An 18,992-nucleotide genomic window follows, 5' to 3' on the forward strand; every position below is an offset into this window, starting at 1 on the left:
CAGCTGGGAATAGGTCCGCTCACAAACACTTCGGAAGACCCATTTCAAGTCCGACGGGAGAACGTTGCCGTGATAGAAGTGCCTTTGCCCGCAGCTCATTGAAAAGATGATCCCCAATGGCTCATACAACCATGCAGATGCGGCAGGAAACAAGTGCGGAGCTTCTTTCTGCTTTTGCATATATACTGAGACTCTCAAAGGCCAACATCGTGTCGGTTTCTTTTCTCCCCATGATCGACACGGTAAGTAAACCCTGCGGCGTTCACGTTCGACCTGGCGAACCGCATGAAAAGCAAACGACCTGATCCATCAGGAAATGAAAGGCCGACTTATATTGGCCCAGCTGCAGCAGTCAGCAGCTCAAGCGATAATCTGCGCTTTCCGCCCGATTCATCCATCCCTTCCAGTGCTCCGACGTTCGCAGGAGCCGGGCCTTCTCCCGCTGGGTTGCATGTCACTGGTGCGAACTCGGAGGCTGATAACTTTTCAGGCAATTCCGGCTTCGATGACGTGGCGCTGGAGCCGAATACAGTTCTGGCGCAACGCTATGAAATTCTTGAGCTCCTGGGCAGGGGTGGCATGGGCGCGGTCTATAAAGCAGCTGACCGCGAACTGGATCGACTGGTAGCGCTCAAAGTTATTCGCACCGACCTCGCTCGAAATCCGGCCATCGTGGATCGTTTTAAGCAGGAGCTGCGACTCTCCCACCGGGTGACTCATAAGAACGTTATCCGAATGTATGACCTTGGCGAAGATGCGGGGGTCAAGTTCATCACCATGGAGTATGTTGATGGCCACGATCTGAGCTCTCTGATCCGGGCAAGAGGTAAGTTCCCGCCGGAAGAGACAGTCGACATTCTTCAGCAGATATGCCTGGCGTTGGAGGCTGCCCACGCCGTCGATATATTGCATCGGGACCTGAAGCCGCAGAACATCATGGTCGAAGACACGGGACGGGTTCTCGTGATGGATTTCGGCCTGGCGCGCACGATCGAAGGCAATGGGATGACCCAGACCGGCGCCTTTGTAGGGACGATGGAATATATGTCTCCCGAGCAGGCTCTGGGCAAAAATCTGGACCAGCGCTCTGATCTCTTTGCGCTGGGATTAATCTGCTACGAAATGCTTACGGGCAAAATGCCCTTTCACGCCGACAGCGCTCTCGCCAGCCTGATTAAACGCACGCAACAGCGAGCGGATCCCGTTACAAGTTGTGATCCTTCCATTCCATCCGCACTGAGCGGAATCGTCAGCAAATGCCTGGAAAGCGACCCGAAATTACGCTATGAAAGCGCTACGGCAATCCTGGAGGACCTGAAAACCTGGAAGGGCAAGCGCGCGGCTACAAATCTCAGGTTTTATGCCAATGTCCATTCCGCGGGACTGAGTGGCCTCTGGATCGCTATCGCCATCGGCATTCTCGTGGTTGCATTGGGAGTTACAGGATTTTTTGTAGGAAAAAGATTCTTAGGTGCGAAAGCGACACAGTCTGTATCAGGCACACCAATTTCACTGGCCATCATGCCTTTCTACAATGCTTCGGCTGATACCAGTTTGGATTGGCTTAGTTCGAGCTTCGCCGATATGCTCAGCAGCGACATCGGTCAATCGAATCAAGTTCATTTGGTCTCCCCTGACCGGTTGCACCAGATACTTCAAGATCTGAGGATATCCGGCCGATCACAGGTGGATGTGGCGACCATACGGCGTCTCGCCGAGTTTGCAAATGCGGATACCGTAATTTTCGGGCAGTTTGCAAAGGCTGGGGATCAGATACGGATCGATACGACGATTTTAGATCTGGCGCATGATTCCAGGATCACGCTGAAAACAGAGGTTCCCAATGAAAAAGAACTGCTCGGATCCGTGGACAAATTGGCGAGCGATATTCGGGATCGCCTGGCGGTAAATCCAGACACGTTGAAGGAATTGAAAGCGCATGTGCAACGGCCTTCCACTACGTCTATCGAAGCGTTGCGCGCATACAACAATGGATTGCAATTAGCCCGGCAGGGAAACAAGCTGGAGGCGCTCCAGCAGTTCGAAGCAGCGACGAATGACGATCCAAGCTTTGCCTTGGCTTTCTCAAAGTTAGGAGAAACCTATTCGGATCTTGGTCATGACGATCTTGCGGAGAAAGCGTCGAGACGAGCCGTTGAGTTAAGCGACAATCTGCCGACGCAGGAAAAATATCTGATTGACGCAAGCCAGGCCCGCATCACAAAGGACACACCGAAGGCGATTGCAGCGTATGAAGGTCTCGCCAAAGTGACTCCTGAGGATACAGACGTTCAGTTTGCGCTCGCACGACTCTATGAACAGGCTAGTAACTTCCCCGCCGCCAGGCAGCATTTGGCAAATGTGTTATCGCGAGATCCGAAGAATGCTGAAGCTCTGCTGGCGAGTGGACGGGTGGAAATTAAGGCCGACAACCCTCAGGGTGGTCTGGATTTCCTGACGCGCGCGCTTAGTCTGGCGATCCAACTGGACAATCTGGAAGTGAAGGCGGCAATCCTCCAGGCTTCAGGAATTGCCTACGGCATGCTCAATAAGCCGGCGGATGCCCTCAATAATTATGAGGAATCTCTGGCGATCAAGAAGCAGATTGGTGACAAACGAGGGCTTGCGGCAAGCCTTGAAGAGATTGCCTCCATCCAGGACTCAACGGGACATCCTGATGCGGCGCTGGCCAGCTACAAAGAAGCACTTTCTACTCGTCAAGAAATTGGAGACAAGGAGGGTATCGGCAATACTCTCATCGACACGGGCGCTTTTTATCACGACCATGGCAAACCCGATGAGGCGTTGAAGTTTTTTACGGATGCACTTCAGATAGAGCGTGATCTTGGAGACGAATACAAGCAGGCGCTGTGCCTGAACCATATCGGAAGCATTCGAGCGGATATGGGCAATTATCAGGATGCCTTGACTTACCTCGAACAGGCCTATCAGCTTCGTCAAAAATTGAATGTTCCTGAAGATATGGCCGAGTCGCTGCACAATCTTGCGGAAACCAATACCAAACTTGGGCAGTATGACAAGGCGCTTGAACAATACGTTAAGGCAATAGAAATTCGCCGCACGATCAACGACCAGCGAGGGGTTGCTCTTGAGTCGGACAGCATGGCTATGATCTTCGCCGAACAGGGCCGCTATGGCGCAGCCTTGAGCGCAATGCAGGATGCCCTGAAGATATTCAAGCAGACGAAGGAGATGACATACTTCACGGCTGAAATCACTGGCCGATGGGGCGATCTGCTGGCCCAGGTCGGGCGAGGCGACGAAGGCCGCCAGAATATCGAAGATGCATTGAACATCGCGCACCAGATCAAGAACGATGGTGCAACGTCCATGGCAACGAACTGGATGGGTGATGTGAGCTTCTACAAGGGCTACTTTGACGTCGCCCGGCAGCAATACGATCATGCTCTTCAGATTGCTTCGAAGGCGTCGCACCGGGAACAGATTCTGGTGTCAAAAGTAAATAAGGCAAAAACAGATGTGATCCAGGGACGCGGATCGAATATTGCGCCGCTGAAGAAGTTGGCCGAGGATGCAGACTCGCTGGGCCTGAAGGCGCTCTCCGTCGAATGTTCAGTCAATCTGGGCGCGGCCATGATCGAGGCGAAGGATTACAACGGGGCACATCAGCAACTTGACCTTAGCCTGGCAAGAGCGGAGAAGCTGGGATTACGCATTCTTCAAGCTAAGGCGCATTATCTGCTGGCGACTCTGCTGGTGAAGAGTGGACAAGGTAAAGAGGCAACGCCGCATTATCGCGAAGTGGTTCGTATATTAGAGGGCATCAGCAAAGAAGATGGTACGGGGCGGGTGTTGGAGCGCGCCGACCTTCAGGGTGTCTACCGGGATTCCGTGAAGTCCTTTCAGGGCGCGAATTAATGAGCCATATCCGGCGATAGACGATTAACAAGCGCGAGCCATGCTGGTCCGGCAATCATCATCTGATTCTGACTACTTACCGGTTCCCGAAAGCGGCACCTGCTGTTGTCCTCCCTGGGTATTGTCCATTACTTTGATGTAGGCCGTGCGTAACCCTCTGCCTGCAGGCTTGAACGCGACGTTAATCGTGCAACTATGACCAGCTGCGAGTGATGCAGGGCATGTATTCGTCGACGAGAAGTCGCCGGCATTTAACCCAGCCACGCCAATATTGGAAATAAGCAGCGGTGTTGCCCCGGTGTTAATAAGCTGCAGGGATGTCTGACTGGTAACTCCAACACTTTGTGTCCCGAAATCGAAAGAAGAGGGTTTGACGGTAGCCTGCGGATTTATCGTGGTTGCCGACAAGGTTACCAATTGCGGCGCGCCATAGGCATTGTCCATAACTTTCAGTATCGCCGTTTGCGGCGTATAGATCGGCCCCGCCACAAAGTTCACGTAGATATTGCAGGATTTGCCTACCGCCAGACTCTTCGGGCACAGGTTAAGGGCAACGAATTCGATGGAATTTCCGCCACCAACATCGGAAAGAATCGGTCCATTCACCGTCATCGTCGAGCTACCGATATTCGTCAACGTGAGTGTCTGCGTATTGATTGTCCCAACATAGACAATGCCAAAATTCAGATTCGAGGCCGACAACTTTGCCACAGGTCCGGCGTTCACAATCTGCTGGATATTGGCTGACGATCCGACGAAATTGCCGTCTCCCGTATAGGTGATCGTAATCGTTCGCGGGCCGGATGTTACGAAGGTTAGCGAACAGCCGCCCACTCCCGCATTCACTGTTCCATTACATCCCGGGTCACCACTCACACTCGAAACGACGGTATAGCTGCCGGTGGGCTTGCCATTCCCGGTTACGGTAAACGATATCGACACCGGTGTTCCGAGCAAGGATGGATTAGGTGTATCAGCAACAATCGTTGTTGTTGAAGCGGCCTTGATCGCAAGTGTCGATTGGGTGGCGGTCGCTGCCAGGTAATTCGTGTCTGCCGGCCACGCAGCAGTGAGGTTACAACTGCCTGTACCGCTCGTCATAGTTACCGTGTTTCCCAGGATCGTACAAGAGCCGGTCGCAGTTATCGTTGCGGTGGTGCTCGCGTTCGTGCTGGCTGAGACAACGAAGGACGAGTTGAAGGCTGCCGTCGCAGGAGCGCCTGTGAACGCCACAGTTGCGGTGGCAGGATTGATGGTGAAGCTGCCGCCGATCGTTGCCGCCTGGAAAATACTTTGAGATTCGTACGTTACTGTCAGCTGGTGATTGCCAGCGCTCAGCCCTGTCAAAGTAAACGTGGCCGATCCGTTCGAGAGTGGCTGGATTAGCGGCGCGCCATCATCAACCGTGAGAGATATATTCCCTGTCGGCGTCCCATTTGGAGAGCTGGCCAATACAGTTACAACTTCAGTTTGGCTATAAGGCGCTGAGGGTGCCTGGATGACGAGCGTAGTAGGCGCTGCCGTGACAGATGTGACCACGAAGTCTGAGAAGTTTTTTGTTTTACCCGTTGTTGTGCCGTCTATACGCTGAGGCACATAAGCGGAGAATACGTTCTGCACATTATTGGATGTGAGATAACCACCGCTTGCGTTTCCACTCACTGCGCTGGAGAAAGTAAAGGTGTTGGGAATATTTGGATTGGCCATCAGGACGGTGACCGTGCCATTGAAGGCGCTTGGGCCTCCTCCATTCACAACACTGTTTGCGACTGTGACTGTCTGCCCTTGAGCAACTGAGCACTCTCCAGTGCATGTGACCGTAGCGGTCTGTCCGTCACCACTGATAGTAGCTATTTGACTGAAGAGAGGATCTCCCTGAAGGAAACCGGGTGACGTCGGCTGAACGGAATTGTTATACGCGGACTTAATAGCAATAGGATTATCGGGATCGGTAGTGGAGGGGCATGGAACGACGGTGCTGGTGCCGTGTGTGACGCATGAGACTGAATATGCAATACAGTTTCCGCCGGTCTCGTCATAGACCTGGCATTGAGAGCCCACAAATGGACCGCCGGAAATCAGACTTGAAAAGAAGGTCGGCGTAATCGTGTTTGCGGTAACGATCATATCGATACCGGCAGTCGAAGGGCCGCCGACCGGATAGGTAACGGTGTATACATGACTGCCAAACGGAAATGTTGTTGGCTGACCCGGAGGGCTGAGCGGCTGTTGCTGTGTGGTTGGAGAGTGTGGAGTAAATGTCCAGGCCATCAGCTCATGCAGTTCGAACTCTGCACCGGTGGCGGATGTAAACCCGACATACGCGCTGTCGTTCGCGGTCCCACTGTTCATGAGATTGAGATTGGCCGAAATGTCGTAGGTTCCCGACAGCACAGGTGTGGAACCAGGCGCCGGGGTGTGAGTTCCAGCAACGAATGTCGGATCGACAAATATCTGCAGCAGGTTTGGGACGGTCTCCGTCGGTCCACTGTATACAATGACGACCTCGTGCACTTTACCATCCGCCAGCGTGATAGGGAGCGAACTATTGATCGCTGGTTGTGCAACATTCCCAGACTTAAGACTTACCAGGCAGGATCCGGTATGATCCGGCGAGTTCGGCAGGCCTGCGCCACAATTTTGCACAGCAATGTGATTGTCGTTCGTAGTATCCGGAGAAATATCGAACGGGTCCCAGTCGTTGCGATAAGTATCCAGTTCAATGGCAAGGCTGTTATCGATGCCGCCGTACCCAATGCAACCGCCAACTGCGCCCACTGCATTTGGCCCGGATCCAGCGCCTGTACAGGCAGCGCTATCGGGACTGGTCCCGCCCGCGGCGTTCTGCGAATTCTGGACAACAAATGCGATTCCATCCGCGGTGCCAGAGCTGTTGGGGTTTTGGGTCATCTTGAAGGCGAAATAGGAAGTGAAGCCGTTCGAGACCTTTTGGGGGACCGAAAACCACATGCTTGCGAATTTATAAAACGTAGATGGGATTTGTTGGACGGCGTAATGAGTGCTCTGGATAGGAGGATTGTCAGTCGTAACAGGATCGATAATAGCGGGGTATATATCGCTTAAGAAGCTGGGACTGCTTTGTTGCCCATTGCCGTCATTAAAGCAAAATAACGGGTTGGGAGTAACCAGCACCGCGTGAGCCGGATCCACGCATGCGTAGCTGGCGTCATTGCTCGCTTGAGGGATGTCGAAGTCGTAGTAGGTGACTTCCTGTGAAAATGCTGGAGAAGCAAAAGCCAGCAATATCGTGAAAAACGATCCCCAGATAAGAATGCGCCGCCAACCATACGATGCCATATTTATTCCCCTTCGAGCCGCCAGACGGAAGGTGGAATTACACCGAAGCCGGGGCTAAGACGTTATAGGATCAGGCTTTGACAGGGGGTTTCACGAGCATGAGGGTGCTCAACATAGTTTTGGATGGCATGCCTGAAACTGCCTAACTTTAGTCAAGGCACCCGGTTGAAGTCAACTCTTTTCATCGAGATATCACTGCGTTTCCCCCCGCTTTCACCTTTACCGAACGCGCATATCTCTGACTTGACTAAGGTTTCATACGGTTAGATCGGCTCTATGCCTGACAGTACGAAGAAATGTCGTGAAGTCCGCACGACGACTCTTTACCACGTATGCTTAAGACAGGTCTTAGATATTCTTCCTCGCCTTCGGCTGTCCAAGCTCCGCTCCAGACGAGCACCTTCCATGTAAATCAACAGGATGACCGGAGCCACTATGAGCCTCATTAAGAAGTCTGACGTACAAAACTATCGTGCTGAGCGGCGAAAGAAATCCGTGTTTCCATTCGCCCCCACGAGTCAGCCGGACGCCACAGGCTACTCGGGAGACCAGCTTCACGCTGCGAAAGTGAATGAATCCCCGGTAGACACGTCGACAGTCAAAAAGCCGCAAGCGTGAACACGCATGCGATGTTCCTGCGCACGGGCTGTGTGCTGCCCGATGGACTTGATCTGATCCAGGAAAAGTTTAGCGGAACATGGATGTCGATAAAGAACACAGTGGCCACGGCTCTGGATGCAAAGGTCAGAAACGCCGGTTGGCATTTCATGTGGCTGGATGATGCCTATGCTCGTTTCGGCTTCGGTCGTACAGCAGCATCGGCCATCGATAACGCGGTAACTCGCGCCCTGGACCAGGTCAAGGGCAGGTTCAATGCCGCAGAACTTGATACGGTAAGCGTCTCAAAATATCCGGGCTTTCAGATTGCCAGGATCACGCTTCGCTCTCGACAGATACAACAACAGGTATCCCTCAGCCTGATTGACGAGATGACAATTCGGCAACTTGCCGCGGTATAGCTTTTCGATCCGGCAGTCTTCAAAAACCTGGCTGGGACCGGACAGGTCACGACTCACACATTCGGTCAAGTAGTGCGTGCTGCTCTTACGATCCCTGAAAGCAGGAAACTATGTCGCTCCCGGAAATGATTCGCAATGAAGAATTAAGCGGATACTTATCTCCCTCCGCCGCGAAAGCCGCATCGCTATCTCTGCCGACACGCATGGCTTTCATCGGAAATTATCTGCCACGACAATGCGGGATCGCTACATTCACCACAGACCTCTGCACCGCAATAGCGGATGAATATGGCAGCGGCCAGCTATTCGCCATTCCAGTCAACGATCCGGAATCAAGCTATCAATATCCCGAACGGGTACGGATAGAGATCGCTCAGGAAGATTGCGCCTCCTACGAGCGGGCGGCTGAATTCCTCAATTTCAATGGAAACGACCTGGTCTGCATGCAGCACGAATACGGCATTTTTGGAGGCATCGCAGGTAGTCACATACTGCTGCTGCTCCGCAAATTAAAAATGCCGCTAGTGACAACGCTTCATACCGTTCTCCGTCAGCCTGATTCCAGCCAGCGCGCGGTGCTTGAAGAAATCGCTGACCTTTCGGATCGATTAATCGTGATGAGCGAACACGCAGCATCACTCCTGCACGAGGTGTATGCTGTGTCGCGCGAAAAAATCGACATAATCCCGCACGGTGTGCCCGACCTTCCATTCATGGATCCAAATTATTTCAAGGATCTATTTGGCACTCAGGGAAATTCGGTATTGCTTACTTTCGGCCTTCTGTCCCCGAATAAAGGAATTGAAAACGTGATTCGCGCGATGCCGGCGATCCTGGCAAAGCACGAGAACCTTGTCTACATCGTATCCGGAGCTACGCATCCGCATATCAGGCGGCGAGAGGGCGAAAGATACAGGGAAGAGCTCCAGGCGTTAGCTGAGCAATGTGACGTTTCATCGCACATCATCTTTAACAATCGCTTTGTGAGCAACCAGGAGTTGATCGAGCACGTCGGCGCCGCAGACATCTATATCACTCCTTATCGTCAGGAAGCCCAGGTTGTTTCCGGCACATTGGCCATCGCGCTCGGAGCGGGTAAAGCAATTATCTCCACTCCGTATTGGCATGCCAAAGAGCTTCTTGCCGATGGCCGTGGAGTCATCGTTCCGTTTGACGATCCCGATTCCATCGCAGCAGCGACGATCAAATTACTGGATAACGATGCCGAGCGGCATTCCATGAGAAAACGCGCGTATCTTTACTCTCGTGGCACGACGTGGCAAAAGACGGCGCGGGCTTACATGGCCAGCTTCCAACGCGCTCGCGTCGAACGGATGTTGCGCCCTCGAGCCGTTTTGCAGGACACTTTTGCAACAAAGACGACCGACACATTGCCAACGCTGGATACTTCGCATTTATTAGCCATGACGGATGACACGGGAATGTTGCAGCATGCCATCTTCTCCCTGCCGAACTGTCTTGAGGGTTATACGACGGATGACAACGCGCGTGCACTCATCGTCGCGACTTCGCTCAATGGCTCGCTCTTATCGGAGCAATACGGGTGCGCACCGCTGTCCGCGCGATATCTGGCCTTTCTGTGGCTTGCCTTTCATGAAAAGGCGGGACGGTTCAGAAACTTCCTCAGCTACGACCGTAAATGGCAAGAGGAAATCGGTTCCGAGGACAGTCACGGGCGTGCCTTATGGGCGTTGGGAACAGTGTTGGGCCGTTCAGAAGACGCCGGTTTAAGAGGTGCGGCCGGCAGGCTCTTCGAGGCCGCGCTTCCAGCCACCCTGACATTTACCAGCCCGCGGGCCTGGGCGTTTTCGGTGCTGGGCATGCAGGCATATCTGGACTGGTTCCCCGGCGATAGAGTGGTTCAGGGAACTCGCAATCTGCTCGCCAACCGGCTGCTGGATATTTATGACCGCGCTCGTTCAGAAACGTGGCTGTGGTTTGAGAAGAGCCTCTCTTACTCGAATGCAAGGTTGTCGCAGGCGCTCATCGTCACCGGCTGGCGAAGCGAGAATCAAAGAATGATGGAAGCGGGGTACGAGTCCCTGCGCTGGCTTGTCGCCGCGCAACACCGCAGCGAAGAAGATATTTTCGTCCCGATAGGATCGAGAGGATTTTTCACTGAGAGCGGCGAAAAGGCCCGCTTCGATCAGCAACCAGTGGAAGCCTGTGCCACCATCTCGGCCTGCCTGCAGGCATACCGCCTGACAGACGAAAAGTTCTGGCTCAACGAGGCATCGTGCGCCTTCCGCTGGTTTCTTGGAGAGAACGATCTACAGGTTCCCCTTTATGACGCTGTAACCGGCGGCTGTAAAGATGGACTTCATCCAGACCGCGTCAATGAGAATCAGGGGGCTGAATCAACCCTCTCGTTCCTGATGTCGCTGCTCGAAATGCAAAACCTGGCAACTCCCGCGAAAGAAAACCGCGATCAGGAAATGAGTGTTTGTCTTTGAATCCAATTATGCTTCCGTCCACATCGCCAGAAACCCTCACTTTTGAACGGCAGGATCCGCAAGTGCCCACTGATAGCTCTCTGTTTGTACGCCATCCGTCGAATCCGATCCTCAGCCGTCTGGATTGGCCATATCCAATCAACAGTGTCTTCAATGCAGGCGTGACGCAGCTCCCCGATGGAGACACTTTATTACTTTGCCGTGTTGAAGACCGGCGAGGAATATCGCACCTCTGCGCTGCGCGCTCTGCGAATGGAATCGACGGCTGGCGTATTGATGCTGAACCCACATTGATGGGAAACCCTGCAGAATATCCGGAAGAGATCTGGGGCATCGAAGACCCGCGCATTACTTATGTTCCAGAATTGGAGCAGTATGCCGTGGCCTACACTTCCTATGCTCGCGGCGGTCCAGGCGTCTCGCTTGCACTGACGAAAGACTTCCGGACATTTGCGCGATATGGCGTGATCATGTCGCCCGAAAACAAAGATGCTGCGCTGCTGCCGCGGAGAATTGGAGGCTTCTGGGCATTGATTCACCGGCCTGTGACGACACTCGGCGCACACATGTGGATTTCATATTCGCCAGATCTGCAACACTGGGGCAGCCACAAAGTGATGCTTGAAGCGCGACGCGGTGCGTGGTGGGATGCAAACAAGATCGGGCTTTGCTCACCGCCAATCGAAACTGCAAAAGGCTGGCTGACGATCTATCACGGTGTGCGGCAGACGGCATCAGGCAGCATCTACCGGTTAGGCCTTGCTTTGTTCGACCTGGAGAATCCACATATCTGTTTGCTGAGAGGCGACTCCTGGATGTTTGGGCCCGAAGCTCCCTACGAACGGGGAGGCGATGTGAATGATGTCGTATTTCCCTGCGGACAAACCATTGGATCAGATGGAGACACCATTCGTCTTTACTATGGAGCAGGCGACTCGTGCGTCGCGATGGCGACCGGCAGCGTCCGCGCTCTCCTGTCTTGGTTGGACCTCAATTCCAGTCAGGAATTTTGAATTGGTTTTTTAGCGTGCCCGTCATCGCATTGGAAAGAGCGAGCTGAGTGAGTTCTGCAGAAATAAACTGGCCGAGCAGTATTCCCCGGATACTTTGGATCCGCCAGAGTTGTCCCCGCTGTAGCTCGATCGAATTCCAAACGGCCGATTCGCAGTCCCTGGATCGGCTTCTCGCGCTACTTGCGTTGTCTCCGATTCGCTGTGCCAATTGTTGGCGACGTTACTATCGCTTTGGAAAACAGAAAAGCTGATCTAACGTAACTGCTGAGAATTTACTCTGCCGACGCAGCTACGCAAGATGATTTCGGACAACTCCCTATGACCACTTCCTAGACACCTTTGGTGGGAGCCAGCGGCAAGTTCACCCTGACGCGCTTACGTCCGCGATTGGGAGCGAGCAGGCGCATCGTGATCCAGAACGCCGGCACAAGAAAGACGGTCGAGCCAAAGACCCACATGAAGGCTCCGGCGGCGACCTGATCATTAAGCGCGCTGATGCCCAGCGGATTCGTCTGCATAACGTAGCTAGGATAGACGGGCCGCCCAGCAAAGCAGAGGAAGGCGGAAAGTCCGGTGTTAATCAGGTCGGATGTCAGGATGTAGGGAATCAGCATCCAGCTTAGGTTGCGATTTCGAGTGGGCCAGGGACGCAGTATGGGCCACCAGAACAAGATGCTGGTGAAGAAAAAGCAGGCGTGCTCGACGTTATGCCAGTTCTCCGAACGCAGCGCCAGCTCATACGCTCCAGGAACATGCCATCCGATGTAGGCGATATTCATGGCCAGCCATGCGGGCTTCATGCTCGTGAGAAATCGGCCGACCTTTTTAAGCCAGTGCAGGCGGAACAGTGGCCCGAGCACACCGCGAATTACGATTCGCGGCAATCCACGCAGCAGCGGAACCTGCGGGGCGCTCAGCAACAACAGCGGCGGCGCGACCGACATGAAGAGAAAATGCTGCACCATGTGTGCAGAGAGCAGCCGGCCATCCAGGGTGTCGAAGGGCGAAGCGACAGCCACGAAGAGCGCGGACAAGCCGCCGAGAAAGCAGACCAGTCTCCACTCTGGAAACTGCTCCGGGCGCGTCCTCCCAATCAGAAGCCATCCCCGCAAATAGACGAGCGCTGCCAGAAGCAGCGCCAGCGTCGTCAGGGGAGGAATCTCCCAGTTGAGAAGGACGGATTGAAATCCAGGAGACATCAATATGATTATTTCAAGCCGCCATCCTGAAGAGCAATGCGACCAGGAATCTCGGCGATCCTGTTTCCACCGGCAGCACCGAGATTCTTCGTTCGCTCAGAATCCCGAACTAGGGTTGAGCAGCCTGGGGCGCGGCATTCTGCGCCTTTTGCAGTTCTCGTGAGGCGTCGACCGCGCCGGGCTGGTTCGCAGGCTTCAGCGTTTCGAGGAAATGCACCAGTGCAGTCACTTCGGGCGGACTAAGAGTCTTACCGTAGGCCGGCATGTTACCGCCGCCCTGAAGAACCTGCCGGATCAACTGGTCTTCCGTCAGACGCGTTGCGACTGTATCGAGTGCCGGACCGCGTTGTCCGCCCACTCCGTCAACCGAGTGGCAGTTGCGGCATTGCTTGGCCTGGAAGACCACCGCACCCTGTCGTTCGAGCGGTGTCTCACTATGAACCAACTTTGGCGGAACCGGATCCCCGCTCCACGCGTCCATAATGGGACTCCACGGCGTGAAGGTAGCCAGATGGGTAAAGGTAGCCCACGAAACCGCCACCGTCACCAGCACGAGCACAGCGACCGGGCGGCGGTGCCAGCTCTTTTCGCCTTCGCCCGCAACCAGCGGCAGCGCCAGCAGAATGCAGATGCCGATCACCGGAGCGATGAGCACAAACGGTGTTTCGAGATTTGGCGGCAAGTAAGACAGCACTGCATAGAGCCAGAGGAAGAAGAAATCCGGCTTGGGCGCGGTTTGGATGATGGTAGGGTCAGGCTGGCCACTCGGACCATAAGGGCCGAAGACGAAGGCACAGATAGCGACCGCAGCCAGAATTGCAGCGGAGAAGAACAGGTCCTTCCAGAAGGCGTCGGGAACGAACGGAACGCCATCCTTGTGTGCCAGTTCGTTGTATTCCTGAATGTATGTGTTGCGGCGCACAACGCGGCCGGGCATCGGCCACTCGTTGATGCCAAGCTTCAGAACCATCCAGACGTGCAGGCCGGTGAAGACCAGCATCGCACCCGGAATAACAAAAACGTGCAGGGCGAAGAATCGCGAGAGCGTAGCCCCCCCAATGAATGGGCCACCAAGCATCAGGTTCACCAGCGGGCCGCCGATCAGCGGCACGCGACTGGCGATCGAAGCGCCGATGCCGAGACCCCAGTAGGCGTCCTGATCGAAGCGCAGCACCTGCCCGGTGAAGGCCATGCCCAAAGTCATGAGCAGCAGGAAGACGCCCAGGATCCACGTCAGCTCACGGGGAAATTTATACGCGCCAAAGATAAAGACCTGCGCCATGTGGATGAGCACGACGGCAACCATGAAATTCGATCCCCAGCCGTGCATAGCGCGCAGGAACCAGCCAAGCTGCAGCTGGTGATTCAACATATCGAGGCTTTTCCACGCCTCGCTTCCGGAAGGCACATAGACGAGCGCCAGCAGGATGCCGGTCGCAATCTGCAGCATCAGCAGCGTCATTGCAGCGCTGCCGAAGACATACCACCAGCTCGCCGTGCTCTTCGGGACCGGATGCAGAACCGCTTCTTTTACTGGAGCTTCGAGCTGCAGGCGCATCTCGAACCAGTTGTAGAGTTTCTTTATCCGAGACATGGCGACTTCCCTTTCCCAGTAATCGTCACAAGCCTGGCCTGGTCGGCCAGCGTTGGCATGAGGCCGGCGTTGATCTGCAGTTCATTGTTCACGAGCTTGTAGTCATAAGTGAACAAGCCGCGCTCCGGAGGACCGGATGCCCGCTCGCCGTCGGCATAATACACACCGCCATGGCATGGGCACATGAACAGCTCAGACTGCGGGAACCACCGCACCGGACAGCCAAGATGCGCGCAATTGATGGCAAAAACCTGAAACTTGTCCGCGCCCGTGCGGCGCACCCAGCAGGGCGTCTTCGCGGTTTCGCCATCCTGCGGATTCTTGAACGGGTTGATGAACTCAGTCAGCCGCGTCTGCCCTTCCGGGAACTGGCTCAGGCTGCCAAGCGAGATCCACTGATTGTAGGCGCCCTTTTTCTTAACCGGAGACAGCAGATACCCGATGACCGGCACGGTGATCGCAGCGGCGACAATGCCGTTGAACACGAATCCGATGGTCATCAGCAGCGTTCGCCGCGTTACCTTTTTCTCTTCACTCATAAGCTTCCTCTACTGCTGCGACGGATAAGTCTGGCCCGGCGTCTTCTGCCGCTGGCTGGCGATCCATGCGACCAGGTCAGTCACTTCCTGATCGCTCATCGGGTGCCCGGATTTCGCGTTGCGCCAGTCCGGATGTCCAAGGTCAGGTCGCCCGGCAATGATGAGCGCGCGCATCGCCTGATCGCTGACCAGCGCCAGATAGGAACCGTCAGTAACCGAGCTTGGCTTTGCTGCCTTATCGCTCTGTGCGCCGGTCGTATGGCAGCTGGCGCAGTACGTTGTAAATGCCTGCTGGCCGTGAGCAGCGTCGCCCTGTTTGCTGGCGGCATAAGGCGGCACATCGATACCGTTCAGAAGCCCTGCTTTATACCAGTGCGAACGCATGCCCTGGACCAATATATTGACCTGCTCATCGGTGAGCGCGCCACCTGCGCTTTTGGCGAAGGACGGCATCAGCGTGCCTTGTTCGCCATTCGAGATCACATCCCGCAACGTCTTCTCGTCAACGATTGCCTGGTATTCAGGATTGGCCAGCGCGATGGCGACGCCATGCTGGCCGTCAGCGCCGTGGCAACCCGAGCAATTCTGTGAATAGAGCCGCGAAAAGTCCTTATTATCTTCCGGCCGATTATCTTCGGAGCCATGCGGTCTCCCGGAGAACTGCTGGCAACCGAGTGTAGCCAGGCCGCAAAGAAGGAGAATGCTGCCATAAAATCCACGTGCGAGCATCAGTGGCGATCCTCTCCTTCTCCCGAATGCAGACCTGAAGCTTCAATGCCCATGCGCAGAACGAAGGGCATGGATTGGCCGGTGCGAATCTTGCCCTGGCGCGCGACCACGAATCCGGCAACCATCCCGAAAGCGACCTGTGAAACCACGAACCATCCCCAGGCGATGCGGTCATCGAGCACCGGATTGATGATGCCAAGCGTCGAGTGCAACAAACCTGTCCAAAGCAATGGAGCAATGATGCCGCCAAGCACAATCGGATGGCGCGGCAACATGGGAAGCATGGCACCATAGAGCAGTCCGACCAGTACGCTTGTTGCGATATGAATGATGGTGGCGACAATCAGTCCCTGAATGTGGAAGGCGGCAATGTCCTGCGTGGTCGGATTGCTCCAGTTAGCAACGCCGGCACCACCCAGCAGGTTTACCGGATACCAGATGCTGTGATGGCTCAGGATTCCGTACAACAGCGCGGGAAAGATCATGGCGATACCGCCTGCGATACCGCCCTTGATACCCGAAAGAATCGGATAGGTTTCCACCGGAAGGTGTGCACGATGCTCTTCGCTGATCTCGATGCGGGTGACGTGCGTACGGGTGGAAGCGATAGTGATGTCGTGCGCCTCGACCGGAAGATCCTCGTGCGCTTCATGCGGCAGTACCTGGCGAAACCAGCCAACGGCGGACGTAACAAAAAACACCGCGCCGAGAATGCTGACGATCATGTTGGTTACGAATCCGGCGAAGATCAACGTAACGCCGAAGGCCATCACGATGGGCCACGCCGTTGGCGCGGGCAGGTGAATCGTCTCACCGTGCGGGCTTGAATTGGATTGCTCGTGCGTTTCCATGTCTCTCTCGCTAGCGGCCCAAAATGTAAACGACAGTGAAGACGATGATCCACACTGCATCGACAAAGTGCCAGTACAAGGCCAGAATTTGTATGCGCTCGGCGTGCTCCTGGCGAACATGACCAGTCACGGTAAACAGGAGCACTGTAAGCAGTGCGATCAATCCGATGATGACGTGCGAAGCGTGCAACCCGACGAGCGAATAAAACGTAGTACCGAAGAGGTTGGTGCTGATGGTCAACCCATCCTCATAGATGAGCTTGTGCCATTCCACGCCGGTTCCGGCGAGGAAGATCGCGCCAAGAACAAACGTCAGCCCCCACCATAGACCAAAGCTCTTTACCTTGCCGCGCTCAATGGCGTGCTCCGAGAGCCAGATGGTCAGGCTGCTTGACAACAGGCAGATGGAGTTGAAGATGGGAATCTCCAGCACCTGCCTCGGCGTCGGCCCATAGAGGCTTTTGCCGATGTTATAGATGTAGGCCACCACGAAGATGGTGAAGATGGCCGATTCGGCAATGATGACGCAGAACATCGCCACGCGCCCTTTTGAAGGCTGGGTAAATGCATGTTCCGGTTCTTGTACTAGTGCAATTGTGCTCATTGCTTCAACACCCTCACTCATACTTCCAGTCCGGATCTTCCGGATGTTTCAAATCCCACAGCGGACGGCGGCTCGTCACCACCGGATCGGTCGCAAAGTTGTATGCCGGGGGCGGCGAGGCGGCGGCCCATTCCAGGGTCCATGCATCCCACGGGTCGTTGCCTGCCTCTTTGCCTTTGAAATAAGACCAGACAAGATTGACAGCAAACACCAGCACAGCGACTGCCTGGATAAGACCGCCAATGGAGATGATCATGTTCAGTGTTCCCCAGCCACGGTTTGCCTCGTAGGTATAGATCGAGCGCGGCATGCCCAACAGGCCGGGAATATGCATCAGGTCGAAGGTGATGTGGAAGCCGATGACGAATAGCCAGAAATGCCACTTGCCCAGCGTCTCGCTCAGCATGCGTCCCGTAACCTTGGGATACCAGTAGTAAATTCCGGCAAAGATGCAGAAGACGATCCCGCCCACCAAAACATAGTGGAAGTGTGCAATCACAAAATAAGAGTTATGCAGCTGCCAGTCCCACGGCGCAACCGACAACATGATGCCGGTAAGACCGGCGAGCAGAAACTGGACCAGAAAGCCGGTGCAGAACAGCATGGGCGTCGCGAATCGGATCTTGCCGCCCCACATCGTAGCGATCCAGTTGAAAATCTTGATGCCGGTCGGAATACCGACCAGCATGGTCGAGAGCACGAAGAAGGCATTGCCCACCGACGTCATGCCGATGGTGAACATGTGGTGCGCCCATACCCCGAGGCTCACAAAAGCAATCGCCACCGAAGCTGCGGCCATCGCCGGATATCCGAAGATCGCCTTACGCGAGAAGACTGGAATGACCTCATTCGCGATCGCAAATGCAGGCAGCACCAGGACGTACACTTCAGGATGTCCGAAGATCCAGAAGAAGTGCGCCCATACTACGGCAGAGCCGCCGGCCTGCGTGTCAAAGAAATGGCCGCCAAGATAGCGGTCGATCAGCAGCATGATCTGTGCTGCAGTCAACGGAGTAATCGTGATGAGGGCCAACGCCGAAGTCACTACATTCAGCCAAACAAAAAGCGGCAGCCGCATCAGCGTCATGCCCTTGCAGCGCATGCAAAGTGCTGTAGCGACGACATTCACCGACGCGCCGATGGTGCCGAAGCCTGTGACGATCAGTGACAGCGCCCAATAATCCGTGCTGTGGCCCGGAGTGAAGGCGCGCGATGTCAGCGGAGCATAAGCCCACCAACCCACGTCCGGCGCATTGCCCTGTCCATATAGACCGCCGCCGCCGATGAAGCTGTAATAAAGAAGCAGGCCGCCAAAGAAGGTAAGCCAGAAGCTGAGCGCATTAAGCCGCGGAAACGCCATGTCGCGCGCGCCGATCATCAGGGGAATCAGGTAGTTTGCGAATCCAAAGATGTAAGTCATGCCCACGAGAAAGACCATCGTGGTTCCGTGCATGGTGAAGAGGCGGTTAAAGACCTGCGGCGAGATGAAGTGCAGGTTCGGCTGCATCAGCTGGATGCGGATGAGAATGGCCTCAACTCCACCCACAAGCAGAAAAAAGATGGAGTAAAGCATATAGAGGATGCCGAGCTTCTTGTGATCGACGGTGGTCACCCAACTATGCAGCCACTCAAGAATGGCGGCCTGCGACCAGCGTTGCCGCGGGGCTTCCGCCAGCGAGCCAGGCATCGGATATGTTGAGTCTGCCATCTTCGATTTCGCTCCCTCGTCAAACAAATAAATGCGCGCAACTT

13 protein-coding genes are annotated in these 18,992 nt (G+C 55.0%); 5 read left to right on the forward strand and 8 right to left on the reverse strand.

The window, feature by feature from the left end:
- The first annotated feature begins 285 nt into the window (after positions 1-285).
- The gene (locus GSQ86_RS03665; protein ID WP_158748609.1) at positions 286-3,900 is read left to right on the forward strand and encodes a serine/threonine-protein kinase; all 3,615 of its coding nucleotides are present in this window, start codon (positions 286-288) and stop codon (positions 3,898-3,900) included.
- A gap of 72 nt (positions 3,901-3,972) precedes the next feature.
- Here the strand turns inward: GSQ86_RS03665 and GSQ86_RS03670 are convergent, their stop codons facing one another.
- Positions 3,973-7,218 (reverse strand): choice-of-anchor D domain-containing protein, encoded by a 3,246-nt coding sequence (locus GSQ86_RS03670; RefSeq protein WP_158748610.1) that lies wholly within the window; start codon positions 7,216-7,218, stop codon positions 3,973-3,975.
- 435 nt (positions 7,219-7,653) lie between these two features.
- Between GSQ86_RS03670 and GSQ86_RS03675 the strand changes: the two genes are divergently transcribed.
- The 4 genes from GSQ86_RS03675 to GSQ86_RS03690 all read left to right on the forward strand — a co-directional run bounded on the left by GSQ86_RS03675 (position 7,654) and on the right by GSQ86_RS03690 (position 11,724).
- The gene (locus GSQ86_RS03675) at positions 7,654-7,836 is read left to right on the forward strand and encodes a hypothetical protein (protein ID WP_158748611.1); all 183 of its coding nucleotides are present in this window, start codon (positions 7,654-7,656) and stop codon (positions 7,834-7,836) included.
- Positions 7,833-8,237: a hypothetical protein gene (locus GSQ86_RS03680; RefSeq protein ID WP_158748612.1), complete on the forward strand. Its 405-nt coding sequence runs from the start codon at positions 7,833-7,835 to the stop codon at positions 8,235-8,237. The genes GSQ86_RS03675 and GSQ86_RS03680 overlap by 4 nt, the downstream gene beginning before the upstream one ends.
- 110 nt (positions 8,238-8,347) lie before the next feature.
- Entirely contained in the window at positions 8,348-10,711 is a 2,364-nt protein-coding gene (locus GSQ86_RS03685; protein WP_254062111.1) for a glycosyltransferase family 4 protein, read from the forward strand.
- A 62-nt stretch (positions 10,712-10,773) separates the two neighbouring features.
- Entirely contained in the window at positions 10,774-11,724 is a 951-nt protein-coding gene (locus GSQ86_RS03690) for a glycosidase (protein ID WP_254062112.1), read from the forward strand.
- 329 nt (positions 11,725-12,053) lie between these two features.
- Here GSQ86_RS03690 and GSQ86_RS03695 read toward each other — a convergent pair whose 3' ends face one another.
- The 7 genes from GSQ86_RS03695 to ctaD all read right to left on the reverse strand — a co-directional run bounded on the left by GSQ86_RS03695 (position 12,054) and on the right by ctaD (position 18,948).
- Entirely contained in the window at positions 12,054-12,923 is an 870-nt protein-coding gene (locus GSQ86_RS03695) for a cytochrome c oxidase assembly protein (protein ID WP_158748614.1), read from the reverse strand.
- A gap of 109 nt (positions 12,924-13,032) precedes the next feature.
- Positions 13,033-14,517: a cytochrome b N-terminal domain-containing protein gene (locus GSQ86_RS03700; protein ID WP_158748615.1), complete on the reverse strand. Its 1,485-nt coding sequence runs from the start codon at positions 14,515-14,517 to the stop codon at positions 13,033-13,035.
- On the reverse strand, positions 14,505-15,056 hold the full coding sequence (locus GSQ86_RS03705) for a ubiquinol-cytochrome c reductase iron-sulfur subunit (protein WP_158748616.1): 552 nt from the start codon (positions 15,054-15,056) through the stop codon (positions 14,505-14,507). Before GSQ86_RS03705 ends, GSQ86_RS03700 begins: the two co-directional genes overlap by 13 nt.
- 9 nt (positions 15,057-15,065) lie before the next feature.
- The gene (locus tag GSQ86_RS03710; protein WP_158748617.1) at positions 15,066-15,785 is read right to left on the reverse strand and encodes a c-type cytochrome; all 720 of its coding nucleotides are present in this window, start codon (positions 15,783-15,785) and stop codon (positions 15,066-15,068) included.
- Positions 15,785-16,636, reverse strand: a complete 852-nt coding sequence (locus GSQ86_RS03715) for a hypothetical protein (protein ID WP_158748618.1) — start codon at positions 16,634-16,636, stop codon at positions 15,785-15,787. The genes GSQ86_RS03710 and GSQ86_RS03715 overlap by 1 nt, the downstream gene beginning before the upstream one ends.
- Before the next feature lie 10 nt (positions 16,637-16,646).
- Positions 16,647-17,240: a heme-copper oxidase subunit III gene (locus GSQ86_RS03720; protein ID WP_158748619.1), complete on the reverse strand. Its 594-nt coding sequence runs from the start codon at positions 17,238-17,240 to the stop codon at positions 16,647-16,649.
- A 13-nt stretch (positions 17,241-17,253) separates the two neighbouring features.
- Positions 17,254-18,948, reverse strand: a complete 1,695-nt coding sequence (gene ctaD / locus GSQ86_RS03725) for a cytochrome c oxidase subunit I (RefSeq protein WP_158748620.1) — start codon at positions 18,946-18,948, stop codon at positions 17,254-17,256.
- Between the last annotated feature and the right edge of the window lie 44 nt (positions 18,949-18,992).

The sequence above is a fragment of the Acidobacterium sp. S8 genome (genome assembly GCF_009765985.1).
Lineage (GTDB): Bacteria > Acidobacteriota > Terriglobia > Terriglobales > Acidobacteriaceae > Alloacidobacterium.

What these genes read in the sequence shown, in the direction of transcription:
- GSQ86_RS03665 (WP_158748609.1), top strand. Translation starts at nt 286, where the DNA reads ATGAAAAGCAAACGACCTGATCCATCAGGAAATGAAAGGCCGACTTAT.
- GSQ86_RS03670 (WP_158748610.1), bottom strand. Translation starts at nt 7,218, where the DNA reads ATGGCATCGTATGGTTGGCGGCGCATTCTTATCTGGGGATCGTTTTTC.
- GSQ86_RS03675 (WP_158748611.1), top strand. Translation starts at nt 7,654, where the DNA reads ATGAGCCTCATTAAGAAGTCTGACGTACAAAACTATCGTGCTGAGCGG.
- GSQ86_RS03685 (WP_254062111.1), top strand. Translation starts at nt 8,348, where the DNA reads ATGTCGCTCCCGGAAATGATTCGCAATGAAGAATTAAGCGGATACTTA.
- GSQ86_RS03695 (WP_158748614.1), bottom strand. Translation starts at nt 12,923, where the DNA reads ATGTCTCCTGGATTTCAATCCGTCCTTCTCAACTGGGAGATTCCTCCC.
- GSQ86_RS03700 (WP_158748615.1), bottom strand. Translation starts at nt 14,517, where the DNA reads ATGTCTCGGATAAAGAAACTCTACAACTGGTTCGAGATGCGCCTGCAG.
- GSQ86_RS03705 (WP_158748616.1), bottom strand. Translation starts at nt 15,056, where the DNA reads ATGAGTGAAGAGAAAAAGGTAACGCGGCGAACGCTGCTGATGACCATC.
- GSQ86_RS03710 (WP_158748617.1), bottom strand. Translation starts at nt 15,785, where the DNA reads ATGCTCGCACGTGGATTTTATGGCAGCATTCTCCTTCTTTGCGGCCTG.
- GSQ86_RS03715 (WP_158748618.1), bottom strand. Translation starts at nt 16,636, where the DNA reads ATGGAAACGCACGAGCAATCCAATTCAAGCCCGCACGGTGAGACGATT.
- GSQ86_RS03720 (WP_158748619.1), bottom strand. Translation starts at nt 17,240, where the DNA reads ATGAGCACAATTGCACTAGTACAAGAACCGGAACATGCATTTACCCAG.
- ctaD (WP_158748620.1), bottom strand. Translation starts at nt 18,948, where the DNA reads ATGGCAGACTCAACATATCCGATGCCTGGCTCGCTGGCGGAAGCCCCG.